The sequence below is a fragment of the Pseudomonas sp. URMO17WK12:I9 genome (genome assembly GCF_900230165.1).
In the GTDB taxonomy this organism is placed as follows: domain Bacteria; phylum Pseudomonadota; class Gammaproteobacteria; order Pseudomonadales; family Pseudomonadaceae; genus Aquipseudomonas; species Aquipseudomonas fulva.
In genome coordinates, this window is the sequence record NZ_OCMQ01000004.1 from 366,354 (window position 1) to 383,941 (window position 17,588).

Below are 17,588 nucleotides of genomic sequence, written 5' to 3' on the forward strand. Positions count from 1 at the left end.
TAAGGATATCGACCATGCGCCAAGCGCAAAGCCTGCATTTTTCCACCCATGACGGTGTCGAGCTGCATTACCGCCACTGGCCCGCCACGCGCAACGAACACCAGCCGCGTCGGGCGGTGGTGATGTTCCACCGTGGCCATGAACACGGCGGGCTCATCGCCCACTTGGCCGATGAGCTGGACATGCCGGGCTATGACTTTTTCGCCTGGGATGCCCGCGGTCATGGCCTGTCGCCCGGCGCACGCGGGGACAGCCCGAGCTTCGCGACCAGCGTGCGCGACGTGCAGACGTTCATCGAGCACATTCAGGCCCGTCACGGGCTGGCCGAACAGGACCTGGTGGTGCTGGCGCAGAGCGTCGGCGCGGTGCTGGTGGCCACCTGGGCGCATGACTATGCACCCAAGGTGCGTTGCCTGGTGCTGGCGTCTCCGGCGTTCAAGGTCAAGCTGTACGTCCCCTTGGCACGCCCTGGCCTGAAGCTGCTCAAGGCCGTGCGCGGCAATTTCTTCGTCAACAGCTACGTCAAGCCACAACTGCTGACCCATGACCCGGAACGGGTCATGTCGTACAAGGCAGACCCGCTGATCAGCCGGCCCATTTCGGTGACCATGCTGCTAGGGCTGTACGAAGCCGCCGATCGTGTGGTGGCCGACGCCCAGGCCATCCAGCTACCGACGCAACTGCTGGTCTCCGGTACAGACCTGGTGGTCGAGCTAGCACCCCAGCAGCGCTTCTTCGACCGTCTGGGCAGTGCGCGCAAGGAGATGCACGTGCTGCCGGGGTTCTTCCACGACACCTTGGGCGAGCGTGAGCGAGCACACGCTTTACGGCGTATCGAGCGTTTCGTCGAGCACTGCTTCGCCTGCCCTGCCGAGCGGCCTTCGCTGCTCGATGCGGACAAGACCGGCGCCAGTTGCGCCGAGGCCGAAAGCTTGGCCGCGCCTTTGCCCCGCCACTCGCTGCGCGGGCTTTACTGGCGCGCCACCCGAGCCGGTCTGCGCCTGGGCAGCAAGGTAGCGGACGGCGTGCGGCTAGGCTTCGACACGGGTTTCGATTCGGGCAGCACACTGGACTACGTGTACCGCAACCAGCCTGCAGGCAAAGGCGCGCTGGGCCGCCTGGTCGACCAGAACTACCTCAATGCCATCGGCTGGCGTGGCATTCGCCAGCGCAAGCTGAATGTGGAAGCACTGCTGCGCCTGGCCATGGATCGTCTACGCGAGGCCGGCCGACCCGTGCACATCGTGGATATCGCAGCCGGCCATGGCCGCTACATTCTCGAAGCCCTGCAACAGGTCGATCAACGCCCAGAATCAATCCTGCTGCGCGATTACAGCCCGCTCAACGTGCAACAAGGCACCGCGCTGATCCAGGAAAAGGGCCTGGGGGACATTGCCCGTTTCGTCCAGGGCGATGCCTTCGACCGCCCTAGCCTGGCGACGCTGGAACAGCCTCCGACGCTGGCAGTGGTATCAGGCCTGTACGAACTGTTCGCCAGCAACACCCTGGTGAGCAACTCATTGGCTGGCCTGGCACAGGCAATGGAGGATGGCGGTTACCTGGTCTACACCGGTCAACCGTGGCACCCGCAACTGGAGATGATTGCGCGTGCCTTGACCAGCCACCGGGGTGGCGAGGCCTGGGTGATGCGTCGTCGCAGCCAGGCAGAAATGGACCAGCTGGTGGAGGCGGCAGGCTTTCGCAAGGTGACCCAGCGCATCGACGAGTGGGGGATTTTCAGTGTCAGCCTCGCTCAACGGGTGCGCTGAGTGGACCTTGTGTTGGTCGCTAGCCTGCTGCGCCGGGGCCGGCAACTGGCAGGGCTCTCGGACGGCATGACCCTGCTGGCGCTCGGGTTCGGCCTGGTGCCGCTGCTTGGCGCGACGCTGTCACCCTGGTCGCTTGTGCCGTGCCTGCTGCTCATCGGCCTGGGCATGCTGCACAAGTACTGGGCCATCCGCGTTGCACTCGATGCCGACCTGTTCGCGCACCTGGCCAACAGCCAGGACCTGGCAGCAGACACCCAGGCACTGGACCGCGCGTTGTTCGACCACGGGCTCAAGCCGCAGCCAGTCGATGCGCGCACCTGGCCGGTCCGCAGCCGGGCGGCGCTTGCTCTGCTGCGTCGCCAGGGCCTGTGCCTGGGCCTGCAACTCACGGTGGCCTTGGCTACCCTGCTGATACTGTCTATCAAAGGATGATGAACGTTCCATGCTCGCCAACCTGACCGCCTACCTGATCACCTCGGCCGCGCGCCTGATTACCGGGGCGCGAGCCCTCTGGCTGGGGTGCACGCCCCTTCCGGTGCAGCGCCTGTACTTTGCCAATCACAGCAGCCACGGCGATTTCGTCCTGCTATGGGCATCGCTGCCCCAGACGCTGCGGCGTCGCACTCGGCCGGTAGCCGGTGCCGACTACTGGGCCAAGCCGGGGATTCGCGATTTTCTCATCCGCAAGGTATTCAATGGCGTGCTGATCCAGCGACATCGCGACGAAGGCCAGGGCCACCCCTTGCAACCGGTACTCGACGCCGTGGCCCAGGGCGATTCGCTGATCTTCTTTCCGGAAGGCACGCGCAACCTCAGCGATGAGCCCTTGTTGCCGTTGCGAAGTGGCCTGTATCACCTGGCGGCGGCCCACCCGCAGGTCGAGCTGGTGCCGGTATGGATCGCCAACCTCAATCGGGTGATGCCCAAGGGACGCGCCTTGCCGTTGCCGTTGCTATGCACCCTGAGTTTCGGCGAACCCTTGCACCTGCAGGCCGACGAAAGCAAGCAAGCCTTTCTGGAGCGGGCTGGCCAAGCCCTGCTCGATCTAGCCCCCAAGGACGTTTGACATGCACGACAATACCCTCGCGCTGTTCGCCGGCATCGGCGCCCTGCTGCTGCTCGCCAGTGTGATCGGCCGTGTGCTGAAGTGGCGCGCAGGCCCCGGGCCCCATGCGGTGATCGACAACCTCAACGCCCGCATCAATGCCTGGTGGGTCATGGTGCTGGTAATCGGCATCGCCTTCGTCTTCGGCAAATACGGCGTGATCGTGCTGTTCTACGGTGTGTCGTTCTATGCCTTGCGCGAGTTCATGACCCTCACGCCCACCCGGCGCAGTGACTACCCCGCCCTGGCGGCGGCGTTCTACATCGCGCTGCCCGTCCAGTACGTGCTCATCGCCATGGACTGGTATGGCCTGTTCAGCATCTTCATTCCGGTCTACCTGTTCCTGTTGCTGCCGATCCTCGCCAGCCTTGGGGGCGACACCACGCGCTTTCTGGAGCGGGCTTCGAAGGTCCAGTGGGGCTTGATGATCGCGGTGTACTGCGTATCGTCGGTGCCGGCGCTGATGACCCTGGAGATCCCCGGCTTCGAGGGGCGCAACCTGCTGCTGATCGCCTGGCTGATCGTGGTGGTGCAGCTCAGCGATGTGCTGCAATACGTGTGCGGCAAGCTGTTCGGCAAGCGCAAGGTGGCGCCCAACTTGTCGCCTTCCAAAACCCTCGAGGGCCTGGTCGGCGGCGTGGCACTGGCCACGCTGATCGGCGCGCTGCTGTGCTGGATCACGCCGTTCAGCTTCTGGCAGGCCGCCTTGATGGCCTTGGCGGTCAATACCATGGGCTTCTTTGGTGGGCTGGTGATGTCGGCGATCAAGCGCGACCGTGGCGTCAAGGACTGGGGGCACATGATCGAAGGCCATGGCGGCATGCTCGACCGCATCGACTCGGTCTGCTTCGCTGCACCGGTGTTTTTCCACTTCGTGCGCTACTGGTGGGCTTGAAACGGCGCCAAGGCCTGGTAGCGCGTTAGCCGGTAGTTTGGGCTGACCCTGCGCGAACAGCGCGGCCAGACACCTGGACGTCGACTTCAGGCAACTGCGCGGGCGCTTCAACGCCTATGGTGACGGGTCATTCAACCAGTCACAGGAGTTGTGCCATGTCCGATTTCATCACCGTGCTGCGTGAAACCTGCCCCACCCCGGTCGTGGACGCGACCAAGTGGAAACGCATCGGCGGCGACCCGCACACCGTGAACCTGAACGCCTACCTGTCGGCCGACGGCAGCAAGATCATGGGCACCTGGATCTGCACCCCGGGCAAGTTCGAAGTCAACTACGACAAGTGGGAATACTGCCACTTCCTCGATGGCTACTGCATCGTCACCCCGGAAGGCGAGGAACCGAAACACCTCAAGGCAGGTGACGTGTTCGTGATCGAGCCAGGGATGAAGGGGACCTGGGAAGTGGTCGAGACGGTGCGCAAATACTTCGTCTTCGCCTGATTGGCAGACGCAGGGGGCGCAATGAGCCGCCCCCTGTACAACGATGACGTGCACCCTTTGATCATTGTGGCTTGCGGTAGGCCTCGATGATGGCCGAGAAGTCCTTGCCACCCTCCCCGCGCAGGCTCATGGCCTGGTACAGCTGTTGCGCGAGGGCGCCGAGGATCACGGGCTGGCGGGCCTGACGCGCAGCTTCGGTGGCCAGCCCCAGGTCCTTGAGCATCAATTCGGCGCCGAAGCCGCCGGTGTAGCCACGCGAGGACGGCGCCGTCTCGATCACGCCAGGCCAGGGGTTGTAGGTGTCGGAGCTCCAGCAGCGTCCGGTGGAGCTGTTGATGATGCCTGCCAGCACCTGAGTGTCGATACCCAGAGCATTGCCCAGCGCCATGGCTTCGGACACACCGATCATCGAAATGCCCAACAGCAGGTTGTTGCAGATCTTGGCGATCTGCCCCGTCCCCACTTCGCCGCAGTGCACGATATTGCGGCCCATGTGCTCGAGCACCGGCTTGAGCGCTGCGAACAGTTCGTCGCTGGCTCCAACCATGAAGGTCAGCGTACCGGCCGCCGCCCCACCCGTGCCTCCGGAGACAGGCGCATCGCCCATGTCCACGCCCTTGGCGGCCGCCGCCTTGGACACCTCGCGCGCGGTCTGTGGGTCGATGGTGCTGCAATCGACGGTGGGCGTGCCAGCTCGGATCCCGGCCAGTACCCCATCGTCATCGAGGTAGACGCTGCGCACGTGCGCGGCTGCCGGCAACATGGTGATGACCAGGTCGCTTTCGGCTACCGCCTCGCGTGGTGAGGCGCTGACCTGCCCACCCAGGGCGCCGAGTTCTGCCAGTACCTCCTTGTTCAAGTCAAACAGGGCAAGCGCGTGACCGGCCTTGATCAGGTTGCGGGCCATGGGGGCGCCCATGTTGCCCAAGCCAATGAATGCGATACGCATGACGTGCTCCTTAGCGCAGGCTGATGGTGGTGTTCACGCCGTCGTTGATACTGTCGTCATCGAACCAGCGGGCGGTAACCGTCTTGGTCTGGGTGTAGAACTGCACCACCTGCTTGCCGTACGGCCCCAGATCTCCCAGCTTGGAGCCGCGCGAGCCGGTGAAGCTGAAGAACGGTACGGGCACCGGGATCGGGATGTTGATGCCCACCTGCCCGACGTCGATCTCGCTCTGGAACTTGCGTGCCGCCGCGCCGCTCTGGGTGAACAGACCGGTGCCGTTGCCGAACGGATTGGCGTTGACCAGGGCGATGGCCTCATCGAGGGTGTCGACCTCGAGCGTCACCAGAACCGGACCGAAGATTTCCTGGGTATAGACCTGCATGTCGGTGGTCACGCCCGAGAACAACGTGGGGCCGACGAAGTTGCCGTGCTCATAGCCCGGCACCTTGACGTCGCGGCCATCGAGTTCCAAGGTGGCGCCCTCTCGGATGCCGCTCTCGATCAGGCTCAGTACACGCTCCTTGGCCCGCTTGGACACCACCGGCCCCACATCGGTACCTGGCTCGCTGCCGGCGTTCACGCTGAGCTTGCTCGCCGCTTGCTTTATGTCTGGCAGCCATTCGCGGGCCTTGCCCACCAGCACCGCAACCGAGGTGGCCATGCAGCGCTGGCCTGCAGCGCCAAAGGCCGCCCCTACAAGGGCATTCACGGTTTGCGTACGGTTGGCGTCCGGCAGCACCACGGCATGGTTCTTGGCGCCCATCATCGACTGCACGCGCTTGCCATGCTGGCTGGCCAGGTTGTAGACATGGGTACCTACCTCGGTCGAGCCGACGAAGGAAATCGCCTTGATGTCCTGGTGTGTGCACAGGGCATCGACCACGGCCTTGCCCCCATGGACCACATTGAGCACACCGGCGGGCACCCCGGCCTCCACGGCCAGCTCGACCAGCAACAAGGTCGACAACGGGTCCTGCTCGGAGGGCTTGAGCACGAAGGTGTTGCCGCAGACGATGGCCATGGGGAACATCCACAGCGGGATCATCGCGGGGAAGTTGAACGGCGTGATGCCAGCGCATACCCCAATCGGCTGACGCAAGGTATAGGTATCGACACCGCCTGCCACGTTTTCGGCGAATTCGCCCATTTGCAGGGTGCCGATGGAAGCCGCGTGCTCGACCACTTCCAGGCCACGGAAGATATCTCCCTCGGCGTCGGCCAGGGTCTTGCCCTGTTCGGCGCTCAGCACCTGGGCAATGCGCTTGCTGTGTTCACGGATCAGCGCCTGGAGCTTGAGCATGATGCGCATGCGCGCGCCAATCGGCGTATGGCGCCAGGTCAGAAAGGCACGCTGGGCCGCCGCCACGGCGGCGTCCACCTCCTCAGCGGTGGCGAACGGAACACGCGCCAGCACGGCCTGGGTGGCCGGGTTGACGATATCGCGCCACTCGCTCGTTCGGGACTCCACCCATTGACCATCGATCAGCAGCTTGGCCTGCTCGACCTTGGTCTGGTCAGGGGACTGGGGTGCGTTCATCTGCGTTCTCCTTGGAATTATTGTCAGGACGAGATCGCCAGCGCCGTCGCTAACGCGGGGTGGCGTAAGAGGGCATGTTTCGAGTATAGATGTGCAAACATCCTACAAGAACGCATAAAAATTCCGGATCATCATGCAAAAAGACCTCACATCCCTGAGCGCGCTCAACTGGGACGACTTGAAGTTCTTTCTCGAAGTGGCCCGCACGCGCAAGGCCAGCAGCGCGGCCAAACGGCTGAGCGTGGACTACACCACCGTCTCGCGGCGCATCACTTCGCTGGAAGGCGCGCTTGGCACCTTGCTGTTCGAAAAATCGCGCACCAGCGGCTTCGTGCTGACGGCAGAAGGTCAACGTCTGCTCAGTTATGCCGAGGCCATCGAAAGCACGCTGCACATGGCGTGCGAGCAGGTATCCGGCTCGGGGGTGGCGCTGTCGGGGCATGTGCGCATGGGCTGCACCGAGGGCTTCGGCAGTTTCTTCATCACCCCGCAGCTGAGCCACTTCGTCGATGCCTACCCGGCGATTTCAGTGGATATCCTGCCGCTGCCGCATTTCATCAGCCTTTCCAAACGCGAGGCGGACATCGTCATCGCCCTGGAACGCCCGGAACACGGGCCCTACGTATGCTGCAAGCTGTGCGACTACCGACTGCGCCTGTACGCCACGCAGGCATACCTGGACAGCCATGCGCCGATCCAGGCCGTTGCCGACCTGGCCGGGCATCCCTTCATCAGTTATGTCGACGACCTGGCCTTCAGCTCCGAGCTGCTGTACCTGGCCAACCTGATCCCTGGGGCCACGGCTCACCTGCGCAGTACCAGTGTGATTGCCCAGTACACCGCTGCGCTTCAAGGCCGCGGGCTGGCGATTTTGCCGTGTTTCCTGGCCGCGCAGGACCCGCGGCTGGTGACGGTGCTGCCCGAGCAGGTGGAAGTGACGCGGCAATTCTGGATGTACTGCCGCGAAGACCTGCGCAAGCTCAAGCGCATCACCTTGTTGTGGGACTACATCCGCGAGGTGACCGAAGCCAATGCCCCACTGATGATGGGGCAGGACACGGTGATGCGCTTTACCAAGGCCTGCAACCAGGCCTGACGGCGCTGACGAGCGTCGCCCTCACACCTGCTCGAGCATCAACCCCGAAATACGTCGAACCTTGCGCCCCACGGCTTCCTCGAAAATGCCCTGGCGAGGTTCCACCAGGCTGAAGCAGTGCTTGGCACGGGTGATGCCGGTGTAGACCAGTTCCTTGGTCAGGACCGGGTTGAGCGCGTCGGGCAGGACCAGTGCGGTATGGCCGAATTCCGAGCCCTGGGACTTGTGCACGGTCATGGCGAACACGGTTTCCACCTCGTTCAGGCGGCTGGGGAGCACGAAGCGTACGCCACCCTTGCCATCGTTGCGGGGAAAGGCCACGCGCAGCAATGGCTTGCCCTGCTCATCCGGCAGGCACAGGGCGATACCGATGTCGCCGTTCATCAAACCCAGCCCATAGTCGTTGCGGGTGACCAACACCGGCCGGCCCTCGTACCAAGGCTGCTGGCTGTCGATCAGGCCGGCGCTGTGCAGCACCCGCGCCACCCGCTCGTTCAACCCCTCTACACCCCAGGCGCCACGGCGCACGGCGCACAACAGCTGGAAATCCTCGAAACGGTGCAGGACCTTGGCGGCCCAGCGTTCCCAGGCAGGGTCGTCGAATGGAGTGTCTAGTGCCGGACGCTGACTGCCCAAGGTACGCAAGTAGCTGCGATAGCCCTGGGGGCCTTCCGCGCCGCGGTCCAGGCCGTCGAGCAGCAGGCGATCGAAGGCGCGGTCATGCTCCTGTTTCAGGGCCAGGCTGTGGACGTCGGGCGGCGGCATGGCCAATAAGTCGCGCGCCGCATGGCTTTGCTGACGGTTGACCAATCGGGCGAGCTGACCGATGCCGCTGCCTTCGCCGAAGCGTCGGGAAAAACGCAGCATGACCACTTGCTGAGCCAGCGGATGGCGCTGTTCATCACCAGGCTCAAGACCGCTTTCAGACAGCGATTGCCCGCCGATATGCTCCAGCCATGCCTGGGTCGCTGGGGAGTAGCGGCCCTGCTCGGCATCCCGGCACAAATCACCCAGCACCGCCCCGGCCTCCACCGAGGCCAGCTGGTCCTTGTCACCGAGCAGCACCAGTCGTGCTTTTGGCGGCATGGCATCGAGCAGGTTGGCCATCATCTCCAGGTCGATCATCGAAGCTTCGTCGACCACCAGTACATCCAGAGGCAGGGGGTTGGCGGCATTGTGACGGAAGTGTCGCGAGCCTGGACGGCTACCGAGCAGGCGGTGCACGGTACTGACTTCGGTGGGGATATGGCCACGCACGTCGCTGCTGACATGCAGGCGTTCGACTTGCTGGCCAATGGATTCGGTCAGGCGAGCAGCTGCCTTGCCCGTGGGCGCCGCCAGGCGAATGCGCAACGGCCTGCCCGCTTCCACTGCCGGGGCCTGGAGCAAGGCAAGCAGGCGTACCACGGTGGTGGTCTTGCCGGTGCCAGGCCCACCCGTGATGATGCTGAACCCGGCGCGAGTGGCCAGGGCGCAGGCAAGCTTCTGCCAGTCCACCTGCCCTGCGAGGCTGCCGCCCTCGAACAGGGCATCCAGACGCCTCGTCAGGTCTGACGGTACGGCGTCGGCCTGGGTCAGGCGTTGGCGCAGGGTGCGGTCGATGCGCCGCTCATAACTCCAGTAGCGGCGCAGGTAAAGGCGTTCGCCGCTGAGGACCAAGGGCCGGGTGTGCTGCCCTGGCGTATCGGCGGCTGCCACCAGCGGGCTTGCGGCGATGCGCTGGCGCCAGGCGTCCAGGTCAAGGCCGGCCAGCAGTTGGGAGGGCAACAGCAGCGGGCCGGTCAGCGCATCCCCCTCAGGCGGTAACGAGAGCGCGAAGTCAGGTTCGGCCAAGGTCTGCTGCAAGTCCAGGCAGACGTGCCCATGCCCCAGTTGATGGCTGGCAAGGGCGGCTGCCAACAGCAACAGCGGGTCACTGCCCGGCGCAAGCGTCTCCAGAAAGGATACGAAAGCACGGTCCAGCGCCCGCAACCAGCCGCGTTCGACCCAGCGATCGAGCAGTTGCAGCAGGTCACTGCTGCGGTGTTGAGGGGCCAGGGCCAGCAGGTGCTCGGCCTGCAGGGGGGTGGGCAGCAGGTCGACGAGGCTTCGGCTCATGGGGCGTCTCCGGCAAACAGGTCATGCGCAACAGGTGCGTGCTCGCCGCGAAACAGGGCATCGAGGGTTTCGATCAGCTCGCGCGGGGGCTTGGCGTGATAAATACCATGCCCGCTGCTGTTGGCCCCTCGCAGGAAAATGAAAAGGGCCCCGCCGACATGCAGGTCATAGTCATAGTCCGCCAGGCGGGCGCGCAGCTGTCGGTGCAGGGCCAACAGGTACAGCACGTATTGCAGGTCATAACGATGCTCAAGGATGGCCCGCTGCATCGCGGCAGGGTCATACGCCTGAATGTCGGGGCCCAACCAATTGGATTTGTAATCGGTCACGTAGTAGCGCCCCTCCAGCTCGAACGCCAGGTCGATGAAACCCTTGAACATGCCGTTGAGCAGCGTCGGCTGCGCGGCTGGGCGCAGTAGTCCTGGATGGGTGTAGTGGGCCACCAGGCGGTCGAGCTGCTGGGCATCGACCTGGTGACTGGCAAACCAGAACTCCATTTCGACCTGGTAGCGGGTGAGCTGGCTGAGGGTCACGGTCAGGCCGTTTTGTGCCACGGGCATCGGTGTGTCGAGCAGGCCTGTGAGCCACTGGGTCAGCGTCGGTATCCAGCCCTCCCAGCCGCGCCGGTTACAGCGCTGGCCCACGGTGCGGGCCAGCGCTTGCGGGTTATCGTGTACCTGGGCAAAGCCTTCACGCCCGGCCCACTCCAGCAACCCGTGAAGGAACGTGCCGGGGTTTGGGCCGCGCGGGAAGCGGTGGATGTCTCCGCTGTCCGCGGGGACCTCGCGCAGTACCTGGGTATCGACGGGCTCATCGTCGAGCAGTTGTTGCGCCAGCGAGCTGTCGACGCCCAGTGCCTGCTCACCGATCCGCAGCGCGCTGTAGGAGGCGATCCACCACTGTTCGGCCGCCGCGCGCCGGGGCATACGGGCTGGGACCAGTTGGTGCTGCAACTGCGGGGTGTGGTAGAGCGCTCGGTCCTCTTCCGGAAGCCCAGGGCAGGTTATGTGCGCGCTGGTATCGGCCAGTGCTTGCAACCAGCCTGTCAGTTGCTTGGAATCGGCAAGTTCGGCGCCGCCGCCTAGCAGGTAGCCGAGCGCCGAGCGATGCAGGCTCGAGCGCTTGTGATTACCGCGCTTGAGGTCGGCCACCCCCAGCCAGCAGGCATACTGGGCACGGGTGAGCGCCACATACAAAAGGCGCAAGTCTTCGGCCAGGCGTTCGTCATCGGCGCGCTCGACCTGCGTGGCGTCCGGCGTCAGGGTCAGGTGCGCATTGCCCTGGCTGTCGTGCCAGGCGAGCGGCAGGCGGCTGCCGTCCACCGGTTTGCTGGAGCAGATGAACGGAAGATAGACCAATGGGTACTCCAGGCCCTTGGACTTGTGGATGGTGACCACCTTGACCAGTTGCTCGTCGCTCTCCAGGCGCAGGATCTGCTCCTCGCCGGCCTGGCCTGAACTGGCCAGATGATCGGCCAGGTGGCGGATCAGCGCCTGCTCACCGTCCAACTCGCCTGCGGCCTGCTGGAGCAACTCGGCCAGGTGCAACAGGTTGGTGAGCACGCGCTCGCCGTCCGTGCGACGAATGAGCGTTCGCGGCAGCTCGAAGTCATGCAGCAACTGACGCAGCATGGGCAGCACGCCCTGGCGCTGCCAGGTGTCGCGGTAGGCGCGAAACCGCATCACCCAGCTTTCCCACACCCGTTCGTCCTGGTTCAGGCGATCAAGCGCCGGCAGCGACAGGTCAAGCGTCAAGCTGGCCAACGCCGCCTTGAGCAGGCGCTCGGAGTCCGGCTCTGCGCAGGCTTTGAGCCAGGCCAGCAGGTCATGAGCCTCCTGGGCGGCGAACACCGAGTCCTTGTCGGAGAGGTAGACGCTGCGCACGCCTCGGGCAGCGAGCTCTGCGCGGATACGTTGCGCCTCGTGGCCATCGCGCACCAGGATGGCGATGTCCGATGGCAGGCACGGGCGCAAATGGCCATTGGCGTGCGCAAAGCCTGCCGTGCCGTGTTGACTGGCGTTGAGCAGGCCCACGATGTGACTCGCGCAACTGGTGGCCATTTGCTGCCGGTAAACGCCCATCGAAACCGGCTCGTCGCTGGGGAGTTGCCAGCACTGGAGTGCGGCGCAGGGCTGACCCTGGAGCATCAGTTGTTCGCTGCGGCCCTGGGCGCGCACTGCAACGAAGGGCAGAGGGTTGTCGTCCGCCTCCCGAAAGAGGAAGGCGCCACGCCCGCTGGGACGCGCCTCGGCCTGCTGGAAGACCTGATTGACCGCCGCGACCATGCCTTCGCTGGAGCGGTAGTTGGTGTCCAGGCTGTGCAAGCGGCCTTGGGTCGCGCGCCGGGCCGCAAGGTAGGTGTAGATATCGGCGCCCCGGAAGGCGTAGATCGCCTGCTTGGGGTCGCCGATCATGAACAGGCCGGTGTCGCCGTGGTTCTCGCTGATGCGGTAGATGCGTTCGAAAATACCGTACTGGACCGGATCGGTGTCCTGGAATTCATCGATCATCGCCACCGGGAACTGCTCACGGATCAATCCGGCCAGTCGCTCGCCTGCCTCGCTGTACAGTGCCTGCTGCAACCGCAGCAGCATGTCGTCGAACCCCATCTCCGCGCGGCGCCGCTTCTCCACTTCGAACTGCGCCGAAACCCAGCTGGCGGCATGTTCGAGCAGCGCTGCGTCCGGGCTGGCCAGGCCCTGCAGGTCTTGTTGCAATGTTTGCATGGCGTCGAGTGCAGGGTGCGCTGGCGGCTCGCCGACTTTCCAGGCCTCGGCGAGGCCCGCAGGGGTCAGGCGGGTGAAGCCTGTACCCAGGTCAAGTTCCACGCACTGTTCGTCGTTGCACCACTGGGATAATTTGTCGAACCAGGGTTCGAAGTAGCGGGCCTGCATCTTTCTGCCGTCCACCTGTTTGGCGGCCACGGCGTCATGACAGAGCTGTCGCAGCTCCTGGACCCAGGCCGCCCAGGGCCCCTTGAGCCGGGCCAGCTGCTCGTCGCGGGCCTGCAACGCCTCAAGGATCAGTGCCTCGGGCTCGGGCCCTTGGTGGGCGGCACGCACCCTGCCAAACAGCGGGCGAATGCGGGGCAAGAGCGCGGCAGGGCTGACCCAGTGGCTACGCACCCACGTCAGGGCCTGGCTTTGCATGCCGTAGCAGAAACGTCGCCAGTAATCGCGCACCACCTGCCCCAGCAGTTCACTGTGGTCGGTTTCGAGGGTCTGGGTAAACAGGCTGCCGCTGTCGAATGCGTGCTCACGCAACATGCGCTGGCACCAGCCGTGAATGGTCGATACGGCTGCTTCGTCCATCCACTGCACAGCGGTTTCCAGCCGGGCGGCACTGCTGGCCCACGCGTGCTGTGGATAATCGTCACGCAATTGCGCCAGCAGCGGGTCGACGGCTTCGAGTTCACCGCGGAAAAACCGCGCCGCCTCAGCCAGCCGAGTCCGGATACGCTCGCGCAACTCCTTGGTGGCAGCGTCTGTGAACGTCACTACCAGAATCTGCGGCGGCAGCAGCTCTCGTTCGAAACCCTGCTCGCCACCGTGGCCGAGGATAAGGCGCAGGTACAACGCTGAAATGGTGAACGTCTTGCCCGTTCCCGCGCTGGCCTCGATCAGCTGGCTGCCGTGCAAGGGAAAATTCAGGGCCAGTGGCCGAGCCTGGGTCATGCGCTTTTCTCCGGGTTGCCCAGGGTTTGCCAGGGGGCGTCGAACAGGGGGCGGTACAAGGCCTCACACCACCCCACGAAGGTTTCGTCGGCCGTGAGCGCGGCGAAATCGCGGAACTGTCGGGCCAGGGCAACGCTTTCACCGCGCTCGCCGGCACTGGTGCGTTCGTCGCCTTCGTAAGCACGGGCGGCCGCAGCCATGGCTTTGTCCGGATCGTCCTGGGCGAGCCAGGCGAATGCCGTCTTGGGCGCCACCGGGAGCGGTGCACACATGCCCGCCTGTCGTGCCACCAGCAGTTCTCCCAACAGGTCCGCTGCCGCTTGCTGGTCAACAGGCGCCAGTAGCAGGGTCACGTCACTGGCCACCAGCGCACTGTGATAGGCGTAACCTGCCGCGCAGGCGGCAAGGTGTGTCACCCACGGCGCGATGAGGCGATGCCATTTTAGGCTGTTGCGCCCTGCACTGATGGTGTTGGGGACCGTGTTGATGCTCAGCACGCTCTGGTCATCGCCTTGGAACACGCGACCCAGCCAGCCCTCCAGCCGATGGGGGCCGTGCTCGAAATGCACAGGCAGTGCACCCTCAACCTGCCGCGGCCAGCGCTCGAGCAACTGCCCATGGCGTTGCAGCAAGTCGGGCAGCGGCTCGATCAGGTCATGCTGCAAGAGTTCGCCAAAACCGGCCAAGGGCAGCAAGCCCTGGGCCTGCAGGCGACGTGCCTGCTGATGCAGGGCGCGCGGAACATCCTCGGGTGTGCTCAAGGCTGCGCCGAGTAACGCCTCACTTGCACCATAACGCTGCAAGGCGTCGAGTACGAAAGGCTCTTCGTCCGGCGTGGGCGCTTCGAGCGCTTCGAAATAGACCTTGAGCCGCTGACTGAAGAAATGCCGCACCGGATGCCTGAGAAAATCGGCCAGCTGATTCAATGTCAGCGGCTCATCATCCTGATAGGGCGGCAGCTCGGCCAGGTCGTGTGGGACATCGCTGTGGGCCTGGTGCAGCACTTGCCACTCGTGTGCGTAGCTGAACAGCGCGCTGCCCTGTTCGAAATAGCGCAGGCTGAAGGGCTGCAAGGGGTGTTCCTGGGTCAAGGCATGAAGCAGTTGCTGGCCCGGATCGTGTTTGACATCGGCTTGCGCATCGGCCAGTTGCCACCCCGCAGCGATGTGATCGCGAAGCTGGCCGATCAGTACCGAGGCAGGCCGCTCGCTGTTGTCGCGGATACTGCGCCCCACCCAACTCACGTAGAGCTGGTCCTGGGCCGACAGTACGGCTTCGAGCAACAGGTAACGATCATCTTCCCGACGCGAACGATCACCTGGGCGGTAATCGGTGGCCATCAGATCGAAATCCAGCGGTGGCTGCGCGCGTGGATAATCACCGTCATTCATGCCCAGCAGGCAGACCACGCGAAACGGGATGGCGCGCATGGGCATGAGCGTACAGAAGTTCACCGAGCCGGCCAGGAAGCGCTGGGACAATTTGCCTTGGTCCAGGCCCGACAGCCAGGCTTCGCGCACCACCGTTAGCGGCAGTGGGTCTTGCAGGTCCACGGTTTCGCAGACATCCAGCCAAGATTCGCGCAGGTCCTGCAACTGGATCAGCAGAAACTCATCCTGCTCATCCTCGGCCAGGAAGAAGACGTGCAGCAGGGCATTGAGGCGTTCGCTCCATTCGCCGGCGTTGGCCGGGCAAGACAAGGTTTGGCACGCCACTTCAAGCGCATCGAGCAACGCGACAAGCGGCCCAATCAGTGCAGCGTCCAGCCCGCCTATCTCGTCGTAAGGCTCGATGCCATCGCAGGCATCACCCACACCCACGGCATAACCCAGCAGCATCCGCCGCAAACCAAAGCGCCAGGAGTTCTGCTCGAGCCCGTCCGGCAAGCCCAGGCTGGCCCGTTGCTCGGCATTGAGCCCCCAGCGAATGCCGGCACCTTCGATCCAGCGGTGCAGGGTTGGCAAGTCACCTTCGCGAATGCCGAACCGAGCCCGCACTGCCGGTACGTCCAGCAGGTCCAGCACTTCGCTGACGGCAAAACGACTTTCGGGGAGTTTGAGCAGGTGCTCCAGGGCGATCAGCAGCGGCTCGCGGCCACGTTGGCCCTGGTCGGTCAAGGTGTACGGGATGTAGCGAGGGTCTTTGCGCTGCAATTGGCCGAAGACGGCCCGTATGTGCGGTGCGTAGCTATCGACGTCGGGCAACATGACGATGACGTCACGTGGGCGCAGCGTGGGATCTGCGCTGAAGCGGGCCAACAACTGGTCGTGGAGAATCTCGACTTCCCGTTGCGGGCTGTGCGCAACGTGGAAGCGCACCGAACGGTCGCGGCGTGCATTGACCGGCGGCCATTGCTCACGGGATTCGGCCAGCGGACGCAATTGAAGGATATCGTCCTGTAGCTGGTTGAGCAGCGTGATGGGTGAACCTTCGGTAAACAGGTCGATTCGTCCATCGCTGAAGACACCCTGGTAACTGCCTGGGTCGTCGTAGCTGTCGAGCAGGTTGATGTAGTCGCGGCCTTGCTTGCCCCAGGCTGCCAGCAGGGGATGCGCATGTTGGTGCAGCGACTGGTCATCCAGTTCCAATGGCATGCCGGGCCGGCGTTGCTGACGCTTGTACTGGTGCCGCAGCAAGTCCTTGTCGGCCACAATGTCGGCCCAGTGATGGCGGCAAGGGTTGTGCACGCATAACAGGACCTGGCTGAAACGGGCGAGACCGGCCAGCGCTTCGAGCGTCTGGGCAGGCAGCGAGGAGATACCGAACACGATCACCCGTGCGGGCAGGTTTGCCGGAGCCTGCTCCAGGTCGTCGATGCAGGCCATGAACCGCTGGTGTACGCCGGCACGGCTCTGGGCCATGCCTTCCTCGCCTACATCCTCCAGCAGGGCACGCCACAGTTCTGCCTGCCAGCAGTTGTCGACAGGCAATGGCTTGCGTTCGCCGCGGGCAGTGTTGAGCACATGCCGCCCTGCGGCCCACTCTTTCAACCAGTCGGCGCGGTACACCTGATATTGGTCGAACAGATCGGCCAGGCGCTCGGCGAGCTGGTAGCGTTTGCGTAGATCGCTGTCGTCAGTCAAAAAACGCCGCAAGGGCTCGAAGTGCGGCCGCTCGACCAGTTCGGGTAACAGGCGCATCAGGCGCCAGGTGAGCGGCGCCTTGTCGAGCAGCGACACTTCCGGTATCTGATCGCGGCCCAGCACGGTGCGGTACAACTGCCACATGAAGCTACCCGGCAGCTGCATCTCGATGGCAGCGGCAATGCCACAACCGCCCTGGTCATCTTCTAGAGGATCCTCGGCCAAGGCGAGCTTGAGCCATTGGGCGATACCATTGCTCTGGACCAGCGCGATTTCATTCTCCAAAGGCGCCAGAGGGTAACGGCGCATCCAGCTCACCACCAGGCTGCGCAGGTCGTCTGGGCGATTGCCGTGGACGATCATGAAGCCAGGCTGGAGGTGGGTACTGGACATCGGCAGGTCTCTTTCGGGCGCGTTTACTTGGGGAGGAACGATATCACGGAGCGGGTCGAGGGCGGGGTTGTAGAGATGTTTCGAGGCGTTGGTGTGGGGTAGGCAGTCGCGCGCCTGCCCCGGCTCGCCCACGGCGGTTGCTCGTTTGACGGTACAAACACGAGTACGTCATTTTTTCCAGCCTAAAGACAAAACCCCTACCTGCCTGCGCAGATAGGGGTTTTGCGAAATGAATCTTGACGATGACCTACTCTCACATGGGGAAACCCCACACTACCATCGGCGATGCATCGTTTCACTACTGAGTTCGGGATGGGATCAGGTGGTTCCAATGCTCTATGGTCGTCAAGAAATTCTGTAGCCAGAATGTCCTGTTGGACAGCCCAGCGAATTCGGATATGTGATGTTTGTGATGCGTTGCGAACTTTCGGTTCATGTCATCTTCACCACCGCAATCTGCAGAAGCAAATTGCTTGGGTGTTATATGGTC

General features: G+C 64.0%; 11 protein-coding genes and 1 rRNA gene. 6 read left to right on the plus strand and 6 right to left on the minus strand.

The window, feature by feature from the left end; genetic code table 11:
• Positions 1-14 precede the first annotated feature (14 nt).
• From CRP40_RS11940 to CRP40_RS11960, 5 genes are all read left to right on the plus strand, one after another.
• A complete protein-coding gene (locus CRP40_RS11940; protein WP_027914375.1) occupies positions 15-1,769 on the plus strand; it encodes a bifunctional alpha/beta hydrolase/class I SAM-dependent methyltransferase in 1,755 nt (584 codons plus the stop codon).
• Positions 1,770-2,201, plus strand: coding sequence for a hypothetical protein (locus CRP40_RS11945; protein ID WP_027914374.1), 432 nt, complete (start codon positions 1,770-1,772; stop codon positions 2,199-2,201).
• A gap of 10 nt (positions 2,202-2,211) precedes the next feature.
• Positions 2,212-2,835 (plus strand): lysophospholipid acyltransferase family protein, encoded by a 624-nt coding sequence (locus tag CRP40_RS11950; protein ID WP_027914373.1) that lies wholly within the window; start codon positions 2,212-2,214, stop codon positions 2,833-2,835.
• Position 2,836: 1 nt separating this feature from the next.
• Positions 2,837-3,769 (plus strand): phosphatidate cytidylyltransferase, encoded by a 933-nt coding sequence (locus CRP40_RS11955; protein WP_023534414.1) that lies wholly within the window; start codon positions 2,837-2,839, stop codon positions 3,767-3,769.
• 155 nt (positions 3,770-3,924) lie between these two features.
• On the plus strand, positions 3,925-4,269 hold the full coding sequence (locus CRP40_RS11960) for a cupin domain-containing protein (protein ID WP_023534343.1): 345 nt from the start codon (positions 3,925-3,927) through the stop codon (positions 4,267-4,269).
• 61 nt (positions 4,270-4,330) lie between these two features.
• Here the strand turns inward: CRP40_RS11960 and mmsB are convergent, their stop codons facing one another.
• Entirely contained in the window at positions 4,331-5,218 is an 888-nt protein-coding gene (mmsB, locus tag CRP40_RS11965; protein ID WP_027914372.1) for a 3-hydroxyisobutyrate dehydrogenase, read from the minus strand.
• 10 nt (positions 5,219-5,228) lie between these two features.
• Entirely contained in the window at positions 5,229-6,755 is a 1,527-nt protein-coding gene (locus tag CRP40_RS11970; RefSeq protein WP_027914371.1) for a CoA-acylating methylmalonate-semialdehyde dehydrogenase, read from the minus strand.
• 133 nt (positions 6,756-6,888) lie between these two features.
• Between CRP40_RS11970 and CRP40_RS11975 the strand changes: the two genes are divergently transcribed.
• Entirely contained in the window at positions 6,889-7,851 is a 963-nt protein-coding gene (locus CRP40_RS11975; RefSeq protein ID WP_027914370.1) for a LysR family transcriptional regulator, read from the plus strand.
• 21 nt (positions 7,852-7,872) lie between these two features.
• Here the strand turns inward: CRP40_RS11975 and recD are convergent, their stop codons facing one another.
• The 4 genes from recD to rrf form a co-directional block, all read right to left on the minus strand.
• Entirely contained in the window at positions 7,873-9,948 is a 2,076-nt protein-coding gene (recD, locus tag CRP40_RS11980) for an exodeoxyribonuclease V subunit alpha (protein WP_027914369.1), read from the minus strand.
• Positions 9,945-13,622: an exodeoxyribonuclease V subunit beta gene (gene recB / locus CRP40_RS11985; protein WP_027914368.1), complete on the minus strand. Its 3,678-nt coding sequence runs from the start codon at positions 13,620-13,622 to the stop codon at positions 9,945-9,947. Before recB ends, recD begins: the two co-directional genes overlap by 4 nt.
• Positions 13,619-17,098 carry an exodeoxyribonuclease V subunit gamma gene (gene recC, locus CRP40_RS11990; RefSeq protein WP_033695022.1) on the minus strand — a complete coding sequence of 1,160 codons (3,480 nt, stop codon included), beginning with the start codon at positions 17,096-17,098 and terminating at the stop codon, positions 13,619-13,621. Before recC ends, recB begins: the two co-directional genes overlap by 4 nt.
• Positions 17,099-17,332: 234 nt before the next feature.
• Positions 17,333-17,448, minus strand: a 5S ribosomal RNA gene (gene rrf, locus CRP40_RS11995).
• Positions 17,449-17,588 lie beyond the last annotated feature (140 nt).

Coding starts and splice junctions, on each gene's coding strand:
- CRP40_RS11940 (WP_027914375.1), top strand. CDS start 15: ATGCGCCAAGCGCAAAGCCTGCATTTTTCCACCCATGACGGTGTCGAG.
- CRP40_RS11950 (WP_027914373.1), top strand. CDS start 2,212: ATGCTCGCCAACCTGACCGCCTACCTGATCACCTCGGCCGCGCGCCTG.
- CRP40_RS11955 (WP_023534414.1), top strand. CDS start 2,837: ATGCACGACAATACCCTCGCGCTGTTCGCCGGCATCGGCGCCCTGCTG.
- CRP40_RS11960 (WP_023534343.1), top strand. CDS start 3,925: ATGTCCGATTTCATCACCGTGCTGCGTGAAACCTGCCCCACCCCGGTC.
- mmsB (WP_027914372.1), bottom strand. CDS start 5,218: ATGCGTATCGCATTCATTGGCTTGGGCAACATGGGCGCCCCCATGGCC.
- CRP40_RS11970 (WP_027914371.1), bottom strand. CDS start 6,755: ATGAACGCACCCCAGTCCCCTGACCAGACCAAGGTCGAGCAGGCCAAG.
- CRP40_RS11975 (WP_027914370.1), top strand. CDS start 6,889: ATGCAAAAAGACCTCACATCCCTGAGCGCGCTCAACTGGGACGACTTG.
- recD (WP_027914369.1), bottom strand. CDS start 9,948: ATGAGCCGAAGCCTCGTCGACCTGCTGCCCACCCCCCTGCAGGCCGAG.
- recB (WP_027914368.1), bottom strand. CDS start 13,622: ATGACCCAGGCTCGGCCACTGGCCCTGAATTTTCCCTTGCACGGCAGC.
- recC (WP_033695022.1), bottom strand. CDS start 17,098: ATGTCCAGTACCCACCTCCAGCCTGGCTTCATGATCGTCCACGGCAAT.